General features: G+C 72.8%; 19 protein-coding genes, 2 pseudogenes and 1 riboswitch. Of the genes and pseudogenes, 8 read left to right on the forward strand and 13 right to left on the reverse strand.

Going from position 1 to position 22,880, the window contains the following annotated elements:
- Positions 1 to 27 precede the first annotated feature (27 nt).
- A complete protein-coding gene (locus Asera_RS03650) occupies positions 28 to 1,362 on the reverse strand; it encodes a PrsW family intramembrane metalloprotease (RefSeq protein ID WP_169745916.1) in 1,335 nt (444 codons plus the stop codon).
- Positions 1,363 to 1,848: 486 nt separating this feature from the next.
- A riboswitch (SAM riboswitch) is annotated at positions 1,849 to 1,966 on the forward strand.
- A gap of 131 nt (positions 1,967 to 2,097) precedes the next feature.
- On the opposite strand from Asera_RS03650, the pseudogene Asera_RS03655 reads away from it, so the two are divergent.
- Positions 2,098 to 3,303: pseudogene (locus Asera_RS03655) on the forward strand (aminotransferase class V-fold PLP-dependent enzyme); the annotation flags it as partial.
- Between the two features lie 190 nt (positions 3,304 to 3,493).
- Here Asera_RS03655 and Asera_RS03660 read toward each other — a convergent pair.
- The 3 genes from Asera_RS03660 to Asera_RS03670 all read right to left on the reverse strand — a co-directional run bounded on the left by Asera_RS03660 (position 3,494) and on the right by Asera_RS03670 (position 6,159).
- The gene (locus tag Asera_RS03660; protein WP_212804500.1) at positions 3,494 to 4,282 is read right to left on the reverse strand and encodes a hypothetical protein; all 789 of its coding nucleotides are present in this window, start codon (positions 4,280 to 4,282) and stop codon (positions 3,494 to 3,496) included.
- Positions 4,186 to 5,187, reverse strand: a complete 1,002-nt coding sequence (locus Asera_RS03665) for a hypothetical protein (protein ID WP_212804503.1) — start codon at positions 5,185 to 5,187, stop codon at positions 4,186 to 4,188. Before Asera_RS03665 ends, Asera_RS03660 begins: the two co-directional genes overlap by 97 nt.
- Before the next feature lie 135 nt (positions 5,188 to 5,322).
- Positions 5,323 to 6,159, reverse strand: coding sequence for an RNA polymerase sigma factor SigF (locus Asera_RS03670; protein WP_084132745.1), 837 nt, complete (start codon positions 6,157 to 6,159; stop codon positions 5,323 to 5,325).
- A gap of 653 nt (positions 6,160 to 6,812) precedes the next feature.
- Between Asera_RS03670 and Asera_RS03675 the strand changes: the two are divergent.
- The 3 genes and pseudogenes from Asera_RS03675 to Asera_RS03685 all read left to right on the forward strand — a co-directional run bounded on the left by Asera_RS03675 (position 6,813) and on the right by Asera_RS03685 (position 11,729).
- Positions 6,813 to 7,567: pseudogene (locus tag Asera_RS03675) on the forward strand (ABC transporter ATP-binding protein).
- Positions 7,561 to 10,077: an ABC transporter permease gene (locus Asera_RS03680; protein WP_030449418.1), complete on the forward strand. Its 2,517-nt coding sequence runs from the start codon at positions 7,561 to 7,563 to the stop codon at positions 10,075 to 10,077. The pseudogene Asera_RS03675 and the gene Asera_RS03680 overlap by 7 nt, the downstream one beginning before the upstream one ends.
- Positions 10,078 to 10,874: 797 nt before the next feature.
- On the forward strand, positions 10,875 to 11,729 hold the full coding sequence (locus Asera_RS03685; RefSeq protein WP_030449702.1) for a sigma-70 family RNA polymerase sigma factor: 855 nt from the start codon (positions 10,875 to 10,877) through the stop codon (positions 11,727 to 11,729).
- A gap of 79 nt (positions 11,730 to 11,808) precedes the next feature.
- On the opposite strand, the gene Asera_RS03690 is transcribed toward Asera_RS03685, so the two are convergent.
- The 3 genes from Asera_RS03690 to Asera_RS03700 form a co-directional block, all read right to left on the reverse strand.
- Entirely contained in the window at positions 11,809 to 12,267 is a 459-nt protein-coding gene (locus Asera_RS03690) for a carboxymuconolactone decarboxylase family protein (protein WP_035298742.1), read from the reverse strand.
- A 105-nt stretch (positions 12,268 to 12,372) separates the two neighbouring features.
- Positions 12,373 to 13,134, reverse strand: coding sequence for an alpha/beta fold hydrolase (locus Asera_RS03695; protein WP_030449700.1), 762 nt, complete (start codon positions 13,132 to 13,134; stop codon positions 12,373 to 12,375).
- A gap of 60 nt (positions 13,135 to 13,194) precedes the next feature.
- Entirely contained in the window at positions 13,195 to 14,496 is a 1,302-nt protein-coding gene (locus tag Asera_RS03700; RefSeq protein WP_084132850.1) for an AI-2E family transporter, read from the reverse strand.
- Positions 14,497 to 14,682: 186 nt separating this feature from the next.
- Here Asera_RS03700 and Asera_RS03705 point away from each other — a divergent pair, with 186 nt between their 5' ends.
- Positions 14,683 to 15,036 (forward strand): GroES family chaperonin, encoded by a 354-nt coding sequence (locus Asera_RS03705; protein ID WP_030449698.1) that lies wholly within the window; start codon positions 14,683 to 14,685, stop codon positions 15,034 to 15,036.
- A gap of 18 nt (positions 15,037 to 15,054) precedes the next feature.
- Here the strand turns inward: Asera_RS03705 and Asera_RS03710 are convergent, their stop codons facing one another.
- From Asera_RS03710 to ku, 4 genes are all read right to left on the reverse strand, one after another.
- The gene (locus Asera_RS03710; protein WP_030449697.1) at positions 15,055 to 15,831 is read right to left on the reverse strand and encodes a methyltransferase domain-containing protein; all 777 of its coding nucleotides are present in this window, start codon (positions 15,829 to 15,831) and stop codon (positions 15,055 to 15,057) included.
- 83 nt (positions 15,832 to 15,914) lie between these two features.
- Positions 15,915 to 16,238: an STAS domain-containing protein gene (locus Asera_RS03715; protein ID WP_030449696.1), complete on the reverse strand. Its 324-nt coding sequence runs from the start codon at positions 16,236 to 16,238 to the stop codon at positions 15,915 to 15,917.
- Positions 16,239 to 16,403: 165 nt separating this feature from the next.
- The gene (locus Asera_RS03720) at positions 16,404 to 17,219 is read right to left on the reverse strand and encodes a mechanosensitive ion channel family protein (protein ID WP_051803057.1); all 816 of its coding nucleotides are present in this window, start codon (positions 17,217 to 17,219) and stop codon (positions 16,404 to 16,406) included.
- Between the two features lie 132 nt (positions 17,220 to 17,351).
- Complete coding sequence (ku, locus tag Asera_RS03725) at positions 17,352 to 18,254, reverse strand: non-homologous end joining protein Ku (RefSeq protein ID WP_030449694.1); 903 nt, start codon at positions 18,252 to 18,254, stop codon at positions 17,352 to 17,354.
- Between the two features lie 168 nt (positions 18,255 to 18,422).
- On the opposite strand from ku, the gene ligD (Asera_RS03730) reads away from it, so the two are divergent.
- From ligD (Asera_RS03730) to Asera_RS03740, 3 genes are read left to right on the forward strand one after another with little or no spacing between them, the layout of a single operon-like run.
- Positions 18,423 to 19,352, forward strand: a complete 930-nt coding sequence (gene ligD, locus Asera_RS03730; RefSeq protein WP_030449693.1) for a non-homologous end-joining DNA ligase — start codon at positions 18,423 to 18,425, stop codon at positions 19,350 to 19,352.
- Complete coding sequence (ligD, locus tag Asera_RS03735) at positions 19,334 to 20,239, forward strand: non-homologous end-joining DNA ligase (protein ID WP_030449692.1); 906 nt, start codon at positions 19,334 to 19,336, stop codon at positions 20,237 to 20,239. Before ligD (Asera_RS03730) ends, ligD (Asera_RS03735) begins: the two co-directional genes overlap by 19 nt.
- 42 nt (positions 20,240 to 20,281) lie before the next feature.
- Positions 20,282 to 20,425, forward strand: a complete 144-nt coding sequence (locus Asera_RS03740) for a GPGG-motif small membrane protein (protein WP_244844148.1) — start codon at positions 20,282 to 20,284, stop codon at positions 20,423 to 20,425.
- A 46-nt stretch (positions 20,426 to 20,471) separates the two neighbouring features.
- Here Asera_RS03740 and Asera_RS03745 read toward each other — a convergent pair whose 3' ends face one another.
- Both Asera_RS03745 and Asera_RS03750 read right to left on the reverse strand, forming a co-directional pair.
- A complete protein-coding gene (locus Asera_RS03745) occupies positions 20,472 to 20,621 on the reverse strand; it encodes a tyrosine-protein phosphatase (protein ID WP_157035195.1) in 150 nt (49 codons plus the stop codon).
- Between the two features lie 105 nt (positions 20,622 to 20,726).
- Entirely contained in the window at positions 20,727 to 22,781 is a 2,055-nt protein-coding gene (locus Asera_RS03750; protein ID WP_244843723.1) for a hypothetical protein, read from the reverse strand.
- Positions 22,782 to 22,880: the final 99 nt, after the last annotated feature.

Genomic DNA, 22,880 nt, shown 5'->3' on the forward strand with positions numbered 1-22,880 from the left:
GCCGCCCGGCGCTCGGTGCGGTGCCGGTCACCACCAGCCCTGGCCGGGATGGGGGTAGCCGGTGAGCACCGGCACCGGGACGACCGGGCGCTGCGGCGGGGGGAGCTGGCGGACCGTGCCGTCGGGGAACCGGATGTGGTAGTTCACCCCGTCCCAGAACGCCGGCGGTACGGTCCGGTCCCGGCCGGTGAAGACCTGGCGCAGCCCGATCGCCTTGGTCAGCAGCTCGCGTTCCCGCTCGGCGAACGTGTCGGCGCCGAAGCCGGCCAGCGCCGAGTCCCGGGCGAGCGCCAGCGTGGACAGCGCGAACTGGTACTCCTCCATCGCCCGGGCGCCCTGCGGCCCGGCGACCCGCTTCGCCCAGCGCCGGGCCGCCATCCGCCGGGTCATCGTGGCCAGCGCCGCCAGCTCCGGCGGCGACAGCCACCCGGCCGGTACGTACGGGCGGAGCATCCGGGCCATCTGCCGCCCCTGCCGGCCGCGCGCCCACAGCGCGACACCCACCGCGGCGAAGAAGATCGGCGCCATCACCACGGCGTACCCGGTGAGCAGCGCCTGCGGCCCGAGCGTGGAGATGAGGTTCCAGGTGGAGTGCAGGCTCATCGCGGCGAACCAGCCGGCCAGCGGCGCGAGGTAGCGCACCCGCCTGTCCCGGGCCCGGGCGGCGAGACCGAAGCCGATGCCGGTCATCGAGGTGAACAGCGGGTGCGCGAAGCCGGAGATGCCGATCCGCACCACGAACAGCATCACCACCATCAGCGCGCCGGTGACCGCGCCGCCCTCCTTCGAACCGGTCACGTAGATGCCGCCGAGGTAGAGGATGTTCTCCGCCATCGCGAACCCGGTCGCGGACAGGCCGAAGTAGATGATCCCGTCGACCACATTGATCGGCTGCCGCTTCTTGCGATGGAAGAAGTACAGCAGCAGTACCGGGCCGAGCGCCTTCATCGTCTCCTCGATGAACGGCGCGACGAGCACGGCGTCGGCGTTGCCGGACATCCCGGCCTGCTCGAACAGGTACGACCCGAGCGTGTTCACGCCGAGCGCCGCCGAGGTGGCGACGCAGGCGCCCCAGCCGAACACGAACGCGAGGTACTTCCACGGCTCCGGTTCGTACCGGTCCAGCCACAGGAAGCAGCCGACCAGGAACGGAACCGGGATGACGGCCACGGCCAGCCCGATCGCGAACGCCTTCGGCCCGATGTTGGTACCCACGGCGAGGATCAGCACCAGCGCGCCGACCACGATCGGCGCGATCACGCCGGTCATCTTCCAGAGCCGTACCCAGTCGAACCGGCCACGCTTCGGGGCGTCCAGCACCGCCACCACCGGCGGCCCGAACGGGTGCCCGCCGGTCCCCACGATCGGCTGCCCGCCCGGCCCGGCGCTCGGCGGCCCGCCCGGCGGGACCGCCGCCCGCCCGGCGGGTCCCACGCTCGGGTTCCCGCCCGGCCCCACGGTCGGCTGCCCGCCCGGTCCGGCGCTCGGGTGTCCGCCAGGTCCGGCGCTCGGGTGTCCGCCCGGCGCGACCGCCGGGCCGCCGCGCGCGGCGTCCGGTGCCCCCGAGGTCGGTGCGCCGGAGGTTGGTGGGGTCGAAGGTGGCCGCCACCCGGGTGTGTCGACCGGCTCCGTGGTGCGGTCCGCCCCGGGCTGGCCGGCCGGACCCGGTGCACCGTCCCGACCGGCGTCGGCCGGCGTCGAGTGTTCGGCGGGACGGGCCCACGGTGAGCCGTCGCCGGGTCGCGGCGCGCCGTCGGACGGCTGCCGCGCCGGGTCCGGTGTGCCGGGCGTCCCAGAGGGCGGGAGGTCTGCCATGGCGCCAGCCTAGTGTGGCTATGCTGCTCCGCAGGTCACGAGTGCCAGCGTCAAGCCCCGGCTTGCTGGCCGGCAACCCTCGCTTCCGCGGTGGGGTGCCCCGGGTGAAGACCGGGCCCGCGCGCCGCACGGCGACGGGCAAGCGCGGACCGCACGTCACCGGTGGGGTCCCTGGCCTCCCGGAGGTGTGTTGTGTCCCTGCCTGTCGACATCGTCCCGCCCGCGCCCGCATCGCGCCGGCCACGCCTGGTACCGGTACCCCGGCAGCCCGAACCGCTCGCACTGGCCGACGCGAACCTGCAGGTACCGCTGGTGACCGGCGGCACCGTCGGCTACGCGAACTTCGACTACGCGGCGAGCGCGCCGGCGGCCCGGGTGGCGGTCGAGGCGATCACCGACCTGCTCCCCCGGTACGCGAGCGTGCACCGCGGCGCGGGCCTGCCGTCACAGCTGTGCACCACCCGGTACGAGCGGGCGCGCGAGCAGGTGGCGCGGTTCCTCGGCTGCCGGGACGACGACGCGGTGATCTTCACCCGCAACACCACCGACGCGACGAACCTGCTGGCGCACGCGCTGCCGGCGGAGGCGACGGTGCTGGTGTTCGACTCCGAGCACCACGCGACGCTGCTGCCGTGGCGCCGCGCGGTGCGGCTGCCGATCCCGGACAGCCCGGCCGACGCGGTACGGGCGGTGCACGCGGCACTGCGCGAGCTGCGGCGCGGCGAGGACGCGCCGGGGCCGGTACTGCTCGCGGTGACCGGCGCGTCGAACGTCACCGGGGAGATCTGGCCGATCGCCGAGCTGGCCGCGGCGGCACACCGGTACGGGGCGCGGATCTTCGTGGACGCCGCGCAGCTGGCGCCGCACCGTCCGGTCGACGTCGCCGCCGCCGACGCCGACTACCTCGCGCTGTCCGGCCACAAGCTGTACGCGCCGTTCGGCGCCGGGGTGCTCGCCGGCCGGACGGACTGGCTCGACGCGGCCCCGCCGTACCTGGCCGGTGGCGGGGCGACCGCGCTGGTCGGCGACGCGACGAACGACGTGCGCTGGTCGACCGGCCCGGCCCGGCACGAGGCCGGCAGCCCGAACGTGCTCGGCGCGGTCGCGCTCGGCGCGGTGTGCGAGGCGCTGCGGACCGGGGACCGGGACGCGGCGATCGACCGCGAGCGGCGGCTGACCGAACGGCTGCACGCCGGCCTGTCCGGCATCGACGGCGTCGCGGTGCTCACCCTGTTCGACGCCGGCACCCCGCGGGTCGGCATCGCCGCCTTCGCGGTACGCGGCCTGGACTCCGACGTGCTCGCCGCGGCGCTGTCGGCCGAATACGGGATCGGGGTACGGGACGGGATGTTCTGCGCGCACCCGCTGACCCGGCGGCTGCTCCGGCACGCCGGCGGCGAGCTGCCGGGCACGGCGGTACGGGCGAGCATCGGCCTGGGTACCACCACCGAGCACGTCGACCGGCTGGTCGCCGCCGTCCGCCGGCTGGCCGGTGACGGTCCACAGTGGACGTACGAGCGCCTGGACGGCCGCCCGGCCCCCACCCCCGACCCTCGCCCCACGACCTGACCCCGGCCGCCGCCCGTCCCGGCCGAGTTGATCAAGGGATCTGTACACAACGTGCCTGGACGCGCTGTCCCGATCCCTTGATCAACCACTCGGGTCCGGCGGCGGCGGGTCAGCGGCCCAGGGCGTCGAGTTCCGCGGCGTGCGCGGCGTCGGCGTACTCCGCGCCGGCCGGCCGGACGTGCCGCGCCGCGATCTCGCCCAGTACGTGCAGGATGTCCGCCCGGTCCGCGCCGGCGTCGAGCAGCCGGCGGGCGGCCTGCCAGGCCTGCGGCGGTTCGTCGCGCCAGAGCTGCTCGGCGACGATCTCGTGCAGGGTGACGTGCGGGTCGCTGTCGTCCGGGTCGCTGCCGTGCTCGGCAACGATCAGCAGCCGCCGGTCGTCCGGATCGGACGGGTCCAGGTCCAGCTCCTCGCCGTCGAGCTCGACGACGGTCGCCGGCACCGCGAACAGCCGGCGCTCCAAAACCGCCGCCGCCTCCGCCGGGTCGAGGTCGGCGCCGTCCAGCTCCGGTACGTACCGGTCGAGCAGTTCGGCCAGCTCGTCGTCGGACAGCTCCTCGTGCTCCTCGCCGACGTGCTCGCCGCACTCGGTGGCGATCGCGGTCACGTCCTCGACGGCGGCAGGCGGCAGCTCGGCGAGCCGCGCGGTGTACCGGGTCCAGGCGACGACGACCGCCGGGAACGCGACGAGCGCCGGATCGTCGAGGTCGTCGGCGTCGACGCCGCCGTGCAGCAGCCGGCCGAGCCGGCCCGGCCCGATCCGCAGCGGGCGCTCGTCCTCGTCCGCGCCGAACTCGGCGATCACCCGCGCCGCGGCGGCCACCGCGGCCGGCGCATGCCCGGTGAGCGCCGTGGCCTCGGCCGAAGCCAGGAACCCCTCCACTGCCGGGCCGACCACGTCCTCCTCCAGCAACCCGTCGAGCGCGTTGACCGGGTCCGCACCGGGTGCCTCCGTGCCGGGGGCGCCGTCCGCGGCACCGGGGCGGCGCCGCCGGAGGAGCTGCCCGCCGGTGTTTCCCGATCGCCCGTACCCGTCAATTCTCCGGCGCCGATCTCGGCATCGCCGGGCATGTCGCGCAGGCGGGCCAGTGCGAGGGCGCGGTACTGCGGCAGATCCTCGCTGTCGGTCGGCTCGGCCCACTCGTCGAGGCGGGCGAACCCGGCACGAAGCAGGCGCGCCGCCCGGCCGGGATCCGTACTGGCCATCGCCGCCACCCCGTCCGACTCGGCCACCCGCGCGGCCGTCTGCGCGAACAGCTCGTCCGGACCGGCGGAGAACCACGCGTCGACGACGGCGCCGTCCGCCTCGTCGTGGTCCAGCAGCGCGGACAGCGCGTGCCGCGCCTCGCCCCGCCGGTACTCGCAGAGCACCGTGGTCTGCTCCCCGTAGGCGTCGGTGACCAGGGCGCACCGCAGCACCGCGACCGGGCCGACCTGGTCGGCCCAGCCGGGCGCGGGCACCCCGGCATCGGTGAGCCGGGTCGCCGCGGCACGGGCGGCATCCCGCAGCGCTGCGCTGGTACCGAGGTGGGCCAGCGCGAGCAGCGCGGCGAGCGCCTCCTCGGTCCGCCGGTGCGCCGCGTACCGCACCAGGGCGCGCGGCACGGCCTCGGGATTGGTACCGGCGGCGACGGCACCCTGCCACCAGCCGCCGAGCAGTTCGGCGGTGAACAGCTCCGCCGCGAAGCCGTCCACCGCCAGGGTCTCCCGGTACGCGGTGACCGCCTCGGCGGCGATCGCGTCGAGGCCGGGGGCGGACCGCCGGCGGGCGGGCTTCTTGCGTTTCCGGCTGACCGGGCTCATCCGCCGATCGTGTCAGAGCGGCGGACGAGCCCGGTCAGCGCACCCCTCGCTGCAGCGGCGTCGCAACGCCGCGGCGGCGCCGGGCCGGGCCGCCGCGGTCGCGCGTCAGCCGGGCCGGGCCGCCGCGGTCGCGCGTCAGGCAGCCTCGGCGCCGGCCATCGACTCGCGCAGGCTGGCGAGCGACCGGGACAGCAGCCGGGACACGTGCATCTGCGAGATACCGACCCGCTCGGCGATCTGCGACTGGGTGAGGTTGCCGAAGAAGCGCAGCACCACGATGGTGCGCTCCCGCTCGGGCAGCGCGGCGAGCAGCGGCCGCAGCGCGGCCCGGTCCTCGACCGTCGCGAGACCCGGGTCGTCCGCACCGAGCAGGTCCTGTACCTCGGTCGCGGCGGCGTCGCCGGCCCCGACCGGGGTGGACAGCGAGACCGCGTTGTACGCGTTGCCCGAGTCGAGGCCCTCGATCACCTCGTCCTCCGAGATACCGAGGTGCTCGGCCAGGTCGGCGACCGTGGGCGAGCGGCCCAGCCGTTGCGCCAGCGGGCCGGTGGCGTTGGCGAGGGACAGCTTCAGTTCCTGCAGCCGGCGCGGCACCCGGACCGTCCAGCCCTTGTCACGGAAGTGGCGCTTCAGCTCACCGCTGATCGTCGGTACCGCATAGCTGGTGAACTCGACGCCGCGGTCCGGGTCGTACCCGTCGACCGACTTGATCAGTCCGATGGTCGCGACCTGGACGAGGTCGTCGTGCGACTCGCCGCGGCCGGAGAACTTGCTGGCGAGGTGCCGGGCGAGCGGCAGGTACCACTCGATGACACGATCGCGGATCCGGTCCCGGTCGGGGTGCCGGGCGGGCAGATCGTACAGCCGGGTCAGCAGCATCCGGCCGGTCTCGTCGTTCCCGCGATGGGCGGTGCGCTGTCGCGGCACGCTGTCCACGTTCGAGGGGTGGGTGAGGGTGGTCGGGATGGACATACTGGGCTCCTTCGACACCATGGTCGAGACCACCCGGGCAGGCATGGCGAGCCGGGCGGCACAGCGGCCGAATGGGGATTACGAAGCGCCCGTTGCTTGAGCACTTTGCGAGATGTGCGCCGCAATCGCGGCGGCACCGAAATGACCGGCGTCGCGCGGCACTCTGCCGTCGTCACACCGCACCCGACAGGCACGGCACGACACCGCGACGCGGCCTGAAGAGTCACCGACATCTTGCTATGTAGTGACCTGGGCCACAGCCGGAGGCCTGCGGCAGGGTTCTCTACCGAAGCCTCAACGGCTGACCGCACCCAGCGTACACGGCCTCCGGTCAGCGTCAAGACCAAGATCGTTTGCCCACCGTCCAACCTGGACTTTCCCCCTCGGACAGCGCTTTCCGGCACGCGCGACCACCGGATCGGGGCGGGCGCGGCACCTCGGGGACATCCCCCATTCGGGTACGCCCATGGGCCGACGCACAACGCGCGTTCCGCGGCGCCGGTGCGACCCGAGCGGGACGCCAAGTGCCGTCCCCGGACGGACGACACACACCGGAACCGGAACCTAGCGTTCCGGTGGCACGGTCGGCCGACGAGCGCCGACCGGCCGGCGCCGGCCCGTCGCGGGCGCGCCACCCACCCACCGGAGTGCACATGACGGCGCAACCACTGACGGCAACCCAACCCGCGGTGCAGACGACGAACCTGACCAAGACGTACGGGGCCGGGCCCACCGCCGTGTCCGCCCTGGCCGACGTGAGCGTCGCGTTCGGTGCCGGCGAGTTCACCGCGATCATGGGCCGTCCGGGTCCGGCAAGTCGACCCTGCTGCACTGCCTGGCCGGCCTCGACACCGTCACGCACGGTTCGGTACGGATCGCCGGTGTCGAGCTGACCACGCTGTCCGACCGGGCGCTGACCCGGCTGCGACGCGACCGCGTCGGGTTCGTGTTCCAGTCGTTCAACCTGCTGCCCACGCTCACCGCCGAGCAGAACATCCTGCTGCCGCTGGAACTCGCCGGCCGCAAGCCGGACGCCGGCTGGCTCGATCACCTCGTCCGGGTGACCGGGCTGACCGACCGGCTGCGGCACCGACCGACCGAACTGTCCGGCGGCCAGCAGCAGCGGGTCGCCTGCGCGCGGGCGCTGGTGTCCCGGCCGGCAGTGGTGTTCGCCGACGAACCCACCGGCAACCTCGACTCGCGCTCCGGCGCCGAGGTGCTCGGACTGCTGTCCGCGAGCGTGCGGGAGCTGGGCCAGACCATCGTGATGGTCACGCACGATCCGGTCGCCGCCGCGTACGCGAACCGGGTCGTGCTGCTGGCCGACGGCCGGCTGGTGGACGAGATCCTCCGGCCGACGGCCGACACCGTGCTCGCGGCGATGCAGCGGCTCGGTGCGGCATGCTGAGGGCGACGCTTGCGGGGCTTCGGGCACACAAGCTGCGGCTGGTGCTGACCGCGGCGGCCATCGTGCTCGGGGTCGGCTTCGTCACGGGCACGCTCACCTACGCCGACACCGCGAAAGCGGCGCTGTACCAGCGGTTCGCCGGGTCGGCCGCCGGCGTCGACGTCGACGTACGCGGCACCGGCAGCGACCACCGGCTGCCCGGATCCGCGCTGTCCGCGATCGAGTCCGTGCCCGGGGTGCAGGCCGCGGCCGGCCGGGCCAGCGAGAGCGTGCCGGTCCTCGCTCCGAACGGCCGCCCGATCACGAACTTCGGCGTCGCCGGCAAGGGCGTCAACGCCATCCGGGATCGCGGGTTGCGACCCTACGAAGTCCACAGTGGACGGCTGCCGAGCGGCGACGGCGAGGTCGCGATCGACCGCGACACCGCCACCCGGTACCGCTTCCGGGTCGGTGGTCCGATCACCGTCGTGGACCCACACCAGCACCGGCATCGGTTGGTACTGACCGGGATCGTCGAGATGGACACCGGCACCGGGAGCAGCGACGGGTCGACCGTGGTGCTCACCGACCGGGCCCTCGACCGGTACTCCGGCCACACCGGGTACCGGCAGATCGTCGCGCACGCCGCACCCGGAGTGTCCGAGCAGCAGCTCACGGCCCGGGTGAACGCGGCGATCCGACTGCCGCACACCGAGGTGATCTCGGGCAGCACGCTGCGCACCGAACTGGCCAACGACGCCATCTCGTCGGTGGCCGTGTTCAGCACCGCGCTGCTGGTGTTCGCGCTGGTGGCGCTCGTCGTCGCCGCCTTCGTCATCCACAACACGTTCACCATCCTGCTCGCCCAGCGGCGTCGCGAACTCGCCCTGCTGCGCTGCGTCGGCGCGTCCCGCCGCCAGGTCTTCGGCTCGGTACTGGGTGAGTCCGCGCTGGTCGGCCTCGCCAGCTCGGCGCTCGGCGTGCTGTTCGGCTTCGCCCTCGCGTACGCGATGGCCGCCGCGCTGAGCGCGCTCGGCCTGGCGCTGCCGGCCACCGGATCGCTCGTGGTGGCACCCCGCACGGTGCTGGTCGGGATCGGCACGGGACTGCTGGTGACCCTCGCCGCGGCGCTGCTGCCGGCCATCTCCGCCACGCGCATCGCGCCGATCGCCGCCCTGCGGGCACCGGCCGAGAACCCCAGCCGCAACCGCACCGTGGTACGCATCGTCGCCGCGGCGCTGCTCGCCGCGGTCGGGGGCGCGCTCACCGTGCTCGGCGTGACCGCCACACCGGCCGGTACCGACGAGAACACCACCGGCATGCTGCTGGTCGTCGGCGGCGGGCTCATCGTGTTCCTCGGGCTGATCGTGCTGGCGCCGCTCTACCTCGCCCCGGTCATCGCGGTCGTCGGGTACCTGCCCGGCCGGCTGCTCGGCCCGGCGACCCGGCTGGCCGGCCGCAACGCCCGGCGCAACCCCGGCCGGGTGGCCGCGACCAGCACCCCGCTGATGATCGGCGTCGCGCTGATGACGATCTTCAGCGTCGCGCTCGCCACCGTTCGCGCCTCGGCCGACGCCGAGATGAGCCGCAGCTTTCCGGCCGACTACCTGCTCAGCGGCGTGCAGGCCGAACCGGGCAGCGGCGTACCGGCCGCCGCCGTCGCCGCGCTGCGCGGCCGCCCGGAACTCGCCGGGATCACCGCGCTGCACAGCACCCGCAGCACGGTCGCCGGCAGCCGCACCACCGTTGCCGCCCTCGAACCGGGCGCCGACCTGCGCCCCGAGACGACCGCCGGGTCGCTGGCCAGACTGCACGCCGGCACGGTCGCGCTGCACCAGGCCGCCGCCCGGAGGCTCGGCCGGCACGTCGGCGACACCGTGACCGTCGGCGCCCACCGGTACCGGATCGTCGCGCTCTACACCGGCAGCATGATCGGCAGCGCGTTGCTGTCGTGGCCGGACTTCCGCACCGCGTACGGCACGCACCCGGCGCAGGCCGTGTATGTCCGGGCCCGCTCCGGCGTCTCGGCGGCCGACTCCCGGGCCGCCGTCGACGCCGCACTCCGGCGGTACCCGCTCGTGGACGTCTCGTCGATGGCCGAAACCCGGCAACGGCTCAGCTCGTCGATCGACCAGCTGCTCGGCGTGTTCGCCGCGCTGCTCGGCATCTCCGTACTGATCGCCCTGTTCGGCATCGCCAACACGCTGTCGCTGTCGGTGTTCGAACGGTCCCGGGAGTCGGCGCTGCTGCGCGCCCTCGGCCTCACCCGTGGCCAGCTGCGCGGGATGCTGCTCGCCGAGGCGATACTGATCGCGGTGGTCGGCGCCCTGGTCGGCATCGCCTTCGGCATCGGGTACGGCATCGCCGCCGCCCGCGCCGCGATGACCGGGTTCGCCGGCGGCGTGCAGATCCCCGTCGGGCAGGTACTCCTGTACCTGGCACTCGCCGCGCTGGCCGGGCTCGTCGCCGCGGTCCTCCCCGCGCGGCGCGCCGCCCGTACGTCGCTGACCGCGGCCATGGCCGAAGACTGAAGTACCTCTATGCGCTGAGGTACACCCGTAGCGCCGGTGCCCGGCTCGCGTGCGCGCGATGTAAAGCCCACCCCCGTCGGCGCTGGCGCGCTGGTGCTGGCGGTGTAAAGCCCACCTCTGTTCCTTCTTTCACCCCTCGTGGGGAACCGTGGGGAGCGGGCTTCGCCCCTCCCCACACCCCTCCCCGTCAAGGGGGCAGTCGCCCCCTTGACAATCCCCCACCAGGAAACCAGAGACGAGATCCTGACCCCGCCTGGCCCGTTTCGGAACGACGGGGTGTCGGTGCGGCCTACCCATCAACGCCAAGCCCGCCACGACAAACCAAACCCCCCACCCGTCTGTGGGCCGCCGGGACACGAAGCGACGCGACGCGTTGCGAGGCGGGCGTTGCCGTGATGGACATGCCGGGCCGGGCCCCGGTCTTCTTCGACAGGCACTCGGCGTCGAGGGGCATCGTTACCGGGATGGGTAAGGGGATGGCCAAGGGGAATCCCCTTGGCGGGGAAGGAGCGCGAGGAGGGGGCGAAGCCCTCTCCTCGCATTCCCCCACGCGGGGTTCAAGCGTGAACAGAGGTGGCCTTTACACCGCCAGCCACATGCGGCCCCGGCCAGAGACGCGTTCACACCGCCGGCTGCAACCGGCGCCGGACAGGGGTGGGCTTTACACCGCCAGCGCCGGGCGCACGCCGGCCGCGCAGCGGCGCCTCGGGTCCACCTCGGCGCAAAGAGGTGAAATCCTTGTCACGGCGGGTGGCTGGCGTTCGTCATGGTGGTGACGAACGTACGAGGGGGCGGCGATGGACGAACGGGACATGTTGGCGCGGCGGTTCGAGGAGCAGCGGCCACGGCTGACGGCGGTTGCCTACCGGATGCTGGGTTCGGCCGTGGAGGCCGAGGACGCGGTGCAGGAGGCGTGGCTGCGGCTGGCCCGCAGCGACGCCGACGTGGTGGAGAACCTGGCCGGCTGGCTGACCACCGTGGTCGGCCGGGTTTGCCTGGACATGCTCCGGTCGCGTACCTCCCGGCGGGAGGCGTCGCTGGACGAGCAGCCGGCCGAACCGGCGCGGACCGCGCCGGCGGAGACACCCGAGTCGCAGGCGCTGCTGACCGATTCGATCGGGCTGGCGCTGCTGGTGGTGCTGCAGACCCTGGATCCGGCCGAACGGCTGGCCTTCGTGCTGCACGACATGTTCGCGGTGCCGTTCGAGGAGATCGCGCCGATCGTGGAGCGCACCCCGGCCGCCGCCCGGCAGCTGGCCAGCCGGGCGCGCCGGCGGGTGCAGGGCGGCACGCCGCAGCACCCGGACGTGGTACGGCAGCGGCGGATCGTGGACGCGTTCCTCAGCGCCGCCCGGCAAGGCGACTTCGACGCGCTGGTGTCGATCCTCGACCCGGACGTGATCATTCGCTCCGACGGCCGGTTCGTCCGGCAGGGGGCGGCGACGGTGGCCCGGGGTGCCACGGTGTTCGGGCCGATGGCGGCCGTGGGGATCCCCATCCTGGTCGACGGCCGGGTCGGCGTGGTCGCGTCGATGCACGGCCGGGAGTACCGGATCCTGCTGTTCCGGTTCGCCGGCGACCGGGTCGCGGAGTTCGAGGTGGTCAGCGACCAGAACCGGATCAACGCGATGGAACTGTCCACACTGGACTGAGATGCCGGACCGGAAGGCGCCGGGCGCCTTCCGGTCCGTACCGTCCACACCGGACGGTGGCCCGTGGCCACCTGGTGGCTCACCACTCGGTACCGGCGGGCTCCTGGATCGTCGTGTTGATGCGGTTGAAGAAGTTCAGCATCGAGATCGTCAGGATCAGCGCCGCGCGCTGCTTCTCGTCGAAGTGCTTCGACACCTCGTCCCACAGCTCGTCCGAGACCGGCTCGTCGGACCGGTCGGCCAGCCGGGTCACCGCCTCGGTGAGCTTGAGCGCCGCGACCTCCGCGTCGCTGAAGTACGGCGCGTGCCGCCACACCGCGACGGCCGCGATCTTGTCCTCGTCCACGCCGGCCTTCCGCAGGTTCCGGGCGTGCGCGAACACGCAGGGGCTGCAGCCGTTGATCTGGCTGGCCCGCAGGCCGACGATCTCCAGGAGGTCGTTGCCCACACCACCCGAGGCCATCGCCTTCGTCAGGCTGCCGATGCCCTTCATCGCCTCGGGCAGCACCATGGCCGGGTTCGTCATCCGTGCGCTCACTGTTGCGTTCCTCCGTCATCTTCGCGGACCGGCTCCGGCCCGCTTCGTCGTCGTGGCTCTATGACGGATGGCCGTGCGCGGATGTGACCGGTCGCGGGAAAAGATTCAGGATCCGGTGCCGGCCAGGAATTCCTGGATGAGGTCGTTGGTCTCGGCCGGTCGTTCCAGGTTCGGGAAGTGACCGGCCCAGGACAGCTCGCGGTGCTGGGCGTCGGGGATCAGCCGCGCCGCCTCGGCCGCACCGGTGCGGAACCCGGCCAGGTCGTGCCCGCCGGACACCGCCAGGGTGCGGGCGGTGATCCGGGTCAGGTCGATGTCCGGCGTGGTCGGGTTGACCATCTCGTCGCCGGCCGCCAGCTGCACGTCGAACGAGCGGCGCTGCATCGTCGCCACCCGCTGCCGGGTCGCCTCGTCGGCGTCCGGGCCGAGCCAGGTGTCCACGTTGAGCACCACCGCGCCGGCCACGTCGCCGGCCTCGATCAGCTCGTCCTCCCGGGCGCCGAACGCGCGCTGGGTCGGGTCCGGCTCGATCCCCGGTACCGCCGGGCACAGCAGCAACAGCGAGTCGACCCGCTGCGGCCAGGTCGCTGCGAACTCCAGCGCCACCCCGCCGCCGTACGACGAGCCCACGACCGAGAGCCGGTCGAGCCCGAGGGCGTCGAGCAGGTCCCGGACGTCGTCGATGTTGCGGTACGGCTCGCGCGAGACCGGGGTGTCCCCGAACGCGCGCAGATCGCAGCGGATCGTGCGGAAGCCTGCGGCGACCAGCGCCGGTACCTGGTCGTCCCACATCCGGCGGTCGCACACGGACGAGTGCAGCAGGAGGACCGGCGCACCAGTGCCGGCCTCGTCATATACAAGAGTCATCGCGGGCAGGTTAGCTGCACGGGCGCCGCCGCGCACCGGGATTCGCCGCGGCGGTACCGGTCAGCCCGGCTCCGGCTCGCCCTGCTGCGGCGACGGCAGCGCGGCCTCCGCCTCCTCCGTCGGCGGGTCGGCCCGATGTCGTTGCCTGGCCACCAGATGCCGGATCGCGGTGTTCATCACCGCGATGAACGGCACGGCGATCAGGCCGCCGAAGATGCCACCGATCGCGATGCCGCCGGTGATGCCGAGGATGACGCCGAGCGGGTGCACGGCCACCGCCCGGCCCATGATCAGCGGCTGCAGGATGTGCCCCTCCAGCTGCTGCACGCCGAGCACCACGGCGAGCACGATGATCGCCGCGATCAACCCGTTGGTCACCAACGTGACCAGCACGGCGACCACGCCGGACACGGTCGCACCGACGATCGGGATGAACGCCCCCAGGAAGATCAGCGCGGCCAGCGGGATCGCCAGGCTGTACGGCACGCCGACGGCGACGATGCCGATGCCGATGCAGAACGCGTCGATGAACGCCACCAGCACCGTCGCCCGCACGTACGCCACCAGCGAGCGCCACGACGCGCTCCCGGCGTCGTCGACCGCCGCCCGGGCCGACCGGGGCAGGCCGAGCTGCAGGATGAAGTTCCAGATCGGCCGGCCGTCCCGGACCAGGAAGAACGTGGTGAACAGGATCAGGAACAGGTCGACCAGGACCTCACCGACCGTGGTGGCGGTGGACAGCGCACCGCTCGTCACCGCGCCCCGGTTCCTGCTCAACCACTTCTGCGCCTCCTTCAGCGCGCCGTTGATCTGCTTGTCCGAGATGTGCAGCGGGCTGCTGTGCAGCCACTGCTGGATCTTCTGGATGCCCTGCGCGACGTTGTCGGACAGGTCGGAGAAGCCATTGATGAACGACGTCACGACGCCGGTGAGCACCCCGGCGACGACCACGATGCCCAGCACCACCATGATCAGCGAGGCCAGGGAACGCGGCACGCCGTGCCGGCGCAGCCAGGTCGCACCCGGCTGCAGCAGGGCGGTCAGCAGCAGCGCGATGATCGCCGGAATCATCACGTTGCTGACGTAGGTGAGCAGGGTGAACGCGCCGATCACGGCGGCGACGATCACGATCATGCGCCAGGACCAGGCGGCCGCGACCCGCACCCCGCGCGGTACCGACAGCTCGGCCGGACGCGGCTCCGGCGCGGACGCGGCAGCCGCCGGCGCCGCCGGCGCGTCCGGTGGCGGGGTGGGCGGTGTGGTCGCGGTCGCGGTCTGCAACAGGGCCTGGTCGCTGCGCTCCCGGCCCTCCTCCAACCGACCGCGGGCAGCCTGCCACGCCCCGCGTGCCCGGTCCTTCATGGTCTCGAAGCGAGTCAGCGTCGTCCCCCTACGTCAAGAGGCCTCGGGGGAGGGCGAACGCCCTCCGGTCGAGACCTCTGGGTGCACCACACAGCGGCACACCCCAGCCGCTTGGGGTATACGGTACCGGCGCGAGTCGATACCCGGACACGCACGAAGCCGCGGCTCGCGGTAGCGTTCCGCCTCGTGAGCACGAGGGACAGCCCGACGACCGACGATCTCTACCAGGGCCTGCCGATCCGGCTGCTGCACGACCGGGTGCTGGTCCGCCAGGAGGGCAACGAGGGGGAGCGGCGATCCGCCGCCGGCATCGTCATCCCGGCCACCGCATCGGTCGGGCACCGGCTCTCCTGGGCGGTCGCGGTCGCGGTCGGCCCGAACGTGCGGGCCATCAAGACCGGCGACCGGGTGCTGTTCGACCCGGACGACCGGTCCGAGGTCGAACTGCACGGCCGGCAGTACATCCTGATGCGGGAGCGCGACGTGCACGCCGTGGCCGCCGCCCGGGTCGACAACGACGGCACCGGCCTCTATCTCTGACCGCGGCGCGGGGCCGGCTCAGCCCTTCTGCCAGACCGACACGTGGCTGGTGCTGTCCGCGGTGAACGGGGCGCGGTCCCAGCCGGACCAGCGGTACTTCAGGGTCAGCCCGGCGATCCGGGCCATCAGGTCCAGTTCCGCCGGCCACGCGTACCGGAACGGGATCCGGTGGAACCTGCCGGTACCGTCCGGCGACACCGTCACGTGGTTCGAGGTGAACAGCTGCGTCGCCACGTCGTACTGGTCGAAACCGACGTAGCCGCCGCGGTCGCCGGGCGCCACCGTGAACGGCACGGTGTCCTGTCCCGGTGGCAGCCGGCGCAGTTCCGGCACCCCGACCTCGATCAGGAACAGCCCGCCCGGCCGCAGCTGGGCCGCCGCGTTGCGGAACACGTCGACCTGGCCGTCCTGGCTGGTGACGTTGCTGATCGTGTTGAACACCAGGTACGCGAGCGTGAAGTCGGTGCCGACCCGGGTGGAGGTCATGTCGCCGATCGTCACGTCGACCCGCTCGCCGCCGGGCTTGCCGGCGATCCGGGCCGCCATCGCCCGGCTCAGCTCGATCCCGCTCACCGCGATCCCGCGGGACGCGAGCGGTGCGGCGATCCGGCCGGTACCGACCGCGAACTCCAGCACCGGTCCGCCCGCGGCCAACTCGGCCAGTACCTCCACCGCGGGGCGGACCGTCTCGGGCGAGTTCGCCCCGTCGCCCGGGTCGTCGTAGTCGGCGGCGATGCTCTCGCCGAACCAGCCGTCCGCCGGGTCGTCACCTGTCGCCGCAGCCTCATCCGTCACGACCGGGACGCTACGTGCCGGGACCTCGGGCTTCATCCCATTTTCGCAGCGGCACGCCACGGCGCAGCGTGGCAGGGAGCCGGCTACTGGGCGGCGCGGATGGTGAACGAGTGGCGCAGGCCGGTGACCTCCAGCAGCCGGTCGAGAAACGGACCGACGTTGGTGAGCACCAGCGAGCTGCGGGCCCGCGTCGCGGTGCGGCTGAGCACCACCAGCGTGCCGAGCCCCTGCGAGTCGCAGAAGGTCACCTTGCCCATGTCGAGCAACAGCCGGGACGAGCCGTGTTCCAGGCTTTCCTCGACGGTGGCCACCAGACGGGACACGGTGTGGATGTCGATCTCGCCGGCAAGCGCCACCACGGTCTCCTCCGGCTCGTGGCGCACCGCGATGTCCAGGTCCGGTCGCACGCCTCGCAGCCTAACGCGGCGGCACCCGGCTTGCCGGATGAGGCGGCCCGGTGGAAGCAGTTCGTGACCTTTCTCGCAGGCCACGCGGTAGCCGCCGAACCGCCGCAAACCGGCCTGCGGGCCGGGGCGGCACGCGCCACCCCGGCCCGGCCGGGTCCTCCCAGGTCACTGCTGTGGCGGCTGACCGTACGTCGGGTCGGTCGGCGCGGTGCCGCCCCCGGGCGCGGTGGCGCTGTGCTGCGGACCGGACGTCTCGGCCGGCGCGCCGCCACGCTGCAGATCGTGCTGCGCGGACCGGCTGCGGACCTGCATCGTGCTGGCCTCGCTCTCGGCCCGGGTCAGCATCCGCTCCCAGCGGGTACGCATCGGGGCGATCAGGCCGCCGCCGACGCCGACGATCGCCACGCCCACGATGATCGCCAGGAACGCGATGAACACCGGCGTGATGACGCTGCTCGCCACCTGGATCTGGTTCAGCGCCGCGATGACGCCCATGCCGATGATGATCGCCTGGACGACGCGGCCCACCGCGTTGCCCCAGGACATCGAGCTCAGCGCGTTGCTGACGATGTCCTTGACGACCCGGGCGATGGCGGTCGCCACGATCACGATCACGATCGCCACGAAGGCCTTCGGCAGGAAGTTGACCACGCCGCTGATCAGGTTGCTGACCGGGTTCGGCCCGAACGCGGCGAGCGCCAACTGCAGCGAGAACAGCAGGATCGCGCAGTACACCAGCAGGGCGACGAACGTGCTCGCGGTGTACTTGCCGAGGAACCGGTTGATGCCAGCACGTTCGCCGACCCGGTCGAACCCGACCTTCACGAGGATCCGGCCCAACACGTTGCGCAGGACCTTCGCGACGATCCAGCCGATCACCATGATGACGACGAACAGCACGAGCTTGGGTACGAAGTTCGCGACCGTGGTCAGCGCGCTCGTGATGGAGCTACCGACATCGACCGCCAGGACTGGTGTCATGGCCTCCCCCATTCGGCCCGGGCCTGGACCGCGCCGTACCCCACACGGCCCGGCCGGCACAGACAGTCACCTTCGAGGTCAAGCTAACCCCGGGAGAGGAGAAAGATCTGGAATACCAGGAAGGTGCCCCGATCAGGCGGTCTTACGCTTCGTACTGGAAGTTGCAGATTTCTTCGCGGCCCGCTTGCGCGGCGCCGCCTTCTTAGCCGCCTTCTTGGCCGCGGCCTTCTTCGCCGGTGCCTTCGCCGGCGCCTCGCCGCGCTTGGTCTTGGCCCGGTCGACGGACGCCCGCAGCGCCGCCATCAGGTCGATCGTGTTCGACGGCGCCTCCTCCTCGGCCGGCTGCTGGGTGACCTGCCGGCCGGCGATCTTGGCGTCGATGACCTCCTGCAGCGCCTCGCGGTAGTCGTCGGTGTACTCGTCCGGTTCGAAGTCGGCGGTCATCGAGTCGATCAGCGAGGTGGCCATGGACAGTTCCTGGGGGCGCACCGAAACGTCCTCGTCGAGGAAGTCGAACCCGGCCTTGCGCACCTCGTCCGGCCACAGCATCGTGTGCATCACCAGCACCCCGTCGCGTACCCGCAGGGTCGCGAGCTGCTCGCGCTGGCGCAGCGCGATCTTGACGATCGCCACCCGCTCCGAGTCTTCCAGCGCGTCGCGCAGCAGTACGTAGGGCTTGGTCGCGGCGCCGTCCGGCTCCAGGTAGTACGACTTGCCGTACAGGATCGGGTCGACCTGCTCGGACGGGACGAACTCCAGCACGTCGATCGCGTGCGAGGTGGGCAGCGGCAGGTCGGCGAAGTCGTCGTCGGTGAGCACGACCTCCTCGCCGCCGCCGATGTCGTACCCCTTGGCGATCTGGTCGTAGCCGACCTCCTCGCCGTCGATGGAGCAGACCCGCTTGTACCGGATCCGGCCGCCGTCGGTGGCATGGACCTGGTGGAACCGGATCGTCTTCTCTTCGGTTGCGGCATACAGCTTGATGGCGATGGAAACCAGGCCGAACGACACGGCACCCTTCCAGATCGCTCGCATGCCCGCCTCCCTCGCGGTGGGTTCGGCGTTCCCCTCCATCCTGCCTGCCAGCAGCGCGGTTGTCTGCCCAGCGGGCGCCCCGGCCCTTCCATCGGGTTCGGCGCCGGCCACGCTGCGGGTTGGTGCGGGACGGCCTGACGGGCGCTACCGGCCCGTTAGGGTGAGCCGATGGCGGGTGGGTACCGGCCGATGCTCGCGGTCGCGGGAGAGCTGCCAACCGGACCCGGCTGGTCGTACGAGTTCAAATGGGACGGGATTCGCGCGATCGCCGAGATCTCCGGGGGTCGGCTGCGGCTGTTCGCCCGCAGCGGCGCGGACGTCACGGTGGCGTACCCGGAACTCGCCGGCCTGGCCGCGCTGCCCGGCGAGATGGTCGTCGACGGCGAGGTGGCGGTACTCGGGCCGGCCGGGCCGTCGTTCGCGGCGCTGGCCGAGCGGATGCACGTCCGCGACGCGCACCGGGCCGCGGCGCTCGCCGCCCGGCTGCCCGTCACGTACCTGATCTTCGACCTGCTCCGGGCCGACGGCGCCGACCTGACCGCCGAGCCGTACCGGGTGCGCCGGGCCGCGCTGCGCAAGCGGGTCGCCGACGGGCCGCACTGGCTGGTCCCCCCGGTGTTCGACGACGGTGCGGCCACCTGGGCCGCGGCCGAGGAGAACGGCCTGGAGGGCGTGGTCGCGAAGCGGCGCGACAGCGAGTACCGGCCCGGCCGGCGCTCGGCCGACTGGGTCAAGGTGAAGCGGGTGCACAACGACGACCTGGTCGTCGGCGGGTACCGGCCGGGCGCGCGGACGATCGGCGCACTGCTGGTGGGCGAGTACGACGGGGGCGGGCTGCGCTACCGGGGCCGGGTCGGTGGCGGCATCTCCGCGGCGAAGGAGCGGCAGTTGCTGGATCTGCTGGCGCCGCTGGCGGCGGACGCGTCGCCGTTCGCCGATCCGGTACCGGCCGAGGACGCGCGCGGCGCGCACTGGGTGACGCCGGCGATCGTGGTAGAGGTGACGTACGGGAACCGGACCACCGACGGGCGGCTCCGCTTCCCCCGGCTGAACCGCATCCGCACCGACCGGGAGGTTCCGTGGCAACCGAACGCGTGAGGGTACGGGTGGGCGAGCGGGAACTGTCGCTGTCCAATCTGGACAAACCGATGTTCCCGGACCTGACCAAGGGCGAGATGATCGACTACTACACGCGGATCGCGCCGGTGCTCCTGCCGCATCTCGCCGGCCGGCCGCTGACCCGCAAGCGGTACCCGAACGGCGCGGCGGCCGGGTCGTTCTTCGAGAAGAACGCGCCGTCGCACACCCCGGACTGGGTGCGGACCGTGACGCTTCCGGTCCCGGGCTCCACGATGGACCGGGAGACCGTCGACTTCGTGGTGGTGGACGAGCTCGCCACCCTGGTGTGGCTGGCGAACCTGGCCGCGCTGGAGCTGCACGTTCCCCAGTGGCGGGTCGACGGCGACGATGCCGCGCAGCCGCCGGACCTGATCGTGTTCGACCTCGACCCGGGGCCGCCGGCCGGGTTGACCGAATGCTTCGCGGTCGCCCTGGCGCTGCGCGAGGAACTCGCCGCCGACGGCATCACCGCGTACCCGAAGACCAGCGGGCGCAAGGGGATGCAGCTGCTGTGCCCGATCGCGTCGACGCAGCCGGCGCCGGTGGTGTCCGGGTACGCGAAGCGGCTGGCACACCGGCTCGCGCAGCACGACCCGGACCGGGTGGTGGACCGGATGACCCGGTCGCTGCGACCGGGCAAGGTGTTCATCGACTGGAGCCAGAACAACGCGGCCAAGACCACGGTCGCGCCGTACTCGCTGCGCGCCGGCGCGGCACCGATGGTGTCGCTGCCGCTGCACTGGGCCGAGGTCGAGGCCGGCCGGCCGGTCACCGGGGGCCCGGCGGCGGCCCTGTCCCGAATGGACAGCGACGGCGACCTGCTGGCCGGGCTCACCGAACCCGGCCCCCGGGTACCGGAGGAGTGATCGGGTTTCGCGAGCGGCCACATCGGGCACCATCGATACATGCTGACATTCCTGTTGTGGATTCTGGCCGTCATTCTGGTCGTCGCCGGGGTGGTCTCGTTGCTGAAGCGGCGGATCCTCTGGGGCATCGTGCTGATCATCGTCGGGCTGCTCGTCGGCCCCGGTGGCGTCTCCATCTTCACCTGAGGCACCACGGCGCCGCTCCCACCGGGAACGGCGCCGGGTTCCGCGCTCAGTACAGGAATCTGGCGCGCAGGGCGGTGATGGTCGCGTCGGACAGGTCGAGTCCGTCGTGCAGGTAGTCGTCGAAGCTGGGATACAGCCCATCGACCTCGTCGAACGCGACCGCCCCCAGGCTGGTACGCCATCGAAGTGCTCGCATCGATTCTCCGTCGCGGGTCAGACCGGATTCGCGGGGCACGCCGTATCGGCGGTGCTCGCTGGATCGCGGGTCATGCCGGATCGGCGGTGCTCGCTGGATCGCCGGTCATGCCGGATCGGCGGTGCAGGGCCGGCCGCCGCAGACGTCGACCACGGTGCCGGTGTCGAAGAACGTCGCCTTCTGCTCGCGGGCCGCCGCCGAGTTGCGCGGATCCTCGTGCGGGTCGTGCCCGTAGGCGGCGCCGGTCGGCGCGGTGTCGGTGGTGGGCGGCGACGGCGTACCGGAGTCCCACACCACCATGGTGGATCCGTGATAGGGCAACGAAACGGGCCGGATCCCCCAGTACGGGACCCGATCCGGGCTGCGGCCCGGGGTCACGGTGGGCGCGGCGACGCGGGCGCCGAGGGTACGCGCCTCCACGTCGGCGGCGACGTTCGCCACCTGGTGGTCGCCGTACGCGACATGCATCAGCACCTCGCGCCCCGAGCGTGCGAGCGTCTGCGCGTACCCCTGCGTTTCGGCTCTGTCCCAGACCATCTGGAGCAGGCCGAGGACGACCTGTTGGCGCAGCTTGTCCGGGTACGACGCGTCCAGGATCGGCTGGAACTGGGTGAAGTCGGCGCTGCGGTTGAGCAGCAGGCTGTAGTTCATCCCGGTCACGCCGAGCACGCCGCGGTGGATGTCCGGCGAGCTGGCGATGACCGCGCCGCCGACGATGCCGCCCTGACTGTTCCCGTCGTACACCAGCTGCTTGCCCGCGTCGAGCAGCGGCCTGCCGTCCTCGGTACGGAACGCCGTGTCGGCCCGGAAACCCTTGTCGTGCACCAGATCCCGGCCCAGGAACAGCGCGTCGAGGATGCCCTGCTGCAGCCGGTCCGGGATGGACGGGAACTGGCCGATCGTGGTGAGCGACGCGATCACGTTGAGCACGTCGTCGGACGCCATCCCGACCCAGTCGGTGGCGCAGAACGTCACGTCGTGCTCGGCCGCCATCGCCTTGACGTTGCCGGCGCCGACCTCGTTGCGGCTGCCGAGCAGCCCGTGCCCGTACAGCGCCGGTCGGGACGGGTGCTCGAACGCGGCTCTCGGTATCTCGCACCGGAACCGCGCGAGCTGCGTGTTGCCCGGCAGGTGCACCGGGCGGCCGCGCGCGTCGCGGGCGAACCGGGACCCGGCCGGGCCGCCGGGCAGCGACAGGTAGCTCGGCACGTACACCGTGCCGATCACCTCGCGGGCGATCCGGGCGTCCTGCTCGGCGGTGAAGTTTGTGACCGCGTCGACGTGGTAGCTCGGCGCCCGACCGCGCAGCCGGCGGAACGCGTCGTCCCGAATCCGGTCCAGCTCACCGGTCAGGTTCCGTCCACTTGCGACGGTGAAGTCCCACACCAGGTACGCCCGTACGGTGTCGACGCCGGCCCGGCGCAGCGCGGCGAGCGAGGGCGCGAGTTCGCGCTGCCGGGCCCACAGCGGGTCGTGCCGGGGCAGCCGGTGCCCGGCGATGCTCGCGTACGCCACCGGTGCGGCCAGTGTCGCACCGGACGCGTCGCGCAGGTTTCGCAGCGCGACCGCGTAGTGGTGCCCCTCGGTGAAGTCCCGGGCTGGACGGATCAGCAGCGCCTGCCGGTCCGCGCTGGTGGCGTTCGCATCCAGCTCCGCCCAGTACGGCCAGCGGCGGCCGGTGTCGGTGTCCAGCAGCACGATCGGTGCGTCCGGCGCGAGCGACGCGCCGATGTCGGTGATCGGCGCGGCACCGGATGCCGGCAGGTTCACGTTCGGCACCTGAACCAGCAGCGCCTGCCCCGGGGAGAACCCGTCGCTGCGGTTCCAGGCGGTCGGGTCGACCGGCACGCCGAGCGCGTTGGCCGGCAGTACGGCCGAGGTGAACGCCACCCGCCGCCCGGTCGCGCTGTGCCGATCGGGCCGGGTGAACCAGTCGTTCGGGAACGGCAGCAGGCACTCGCTGCCGACCAACGGATCGCAGCCGCCGGGCCGCGCCGGCGCCGGATGCGCCGCGGCCGGCGCGCTCAGCACGCCGACCGCGGCGACCACCGCGACCGTCCCGGCCAGCAGTCGCCGGAGCCCGGAACCGCTGCGCAGCAACCGATGTGGCGAGCGCCCCGTGGTCGACGCGCGACGCGACCCGAGGCCGCCGCGCAGCATTCGGCGCATCGTACTTCCGGGCGTCGCGTCACGGCGCGACCCGGAACCGGTGCGCAGCGGGCGGCGCCGGTCCGGGTGCCCGGCGCCCGTCGCGCTTGG

The sequence above is a fragment of the Actinocatenispora sera genome, assembly GCF_018324685.1.
Classification (GTDB): Bacteria; Actinomycetota; Actinomycetes; order Mycobacteriales; family Micromonosporaceae; genus Actinocatenispora; species Actinocatenispora sera.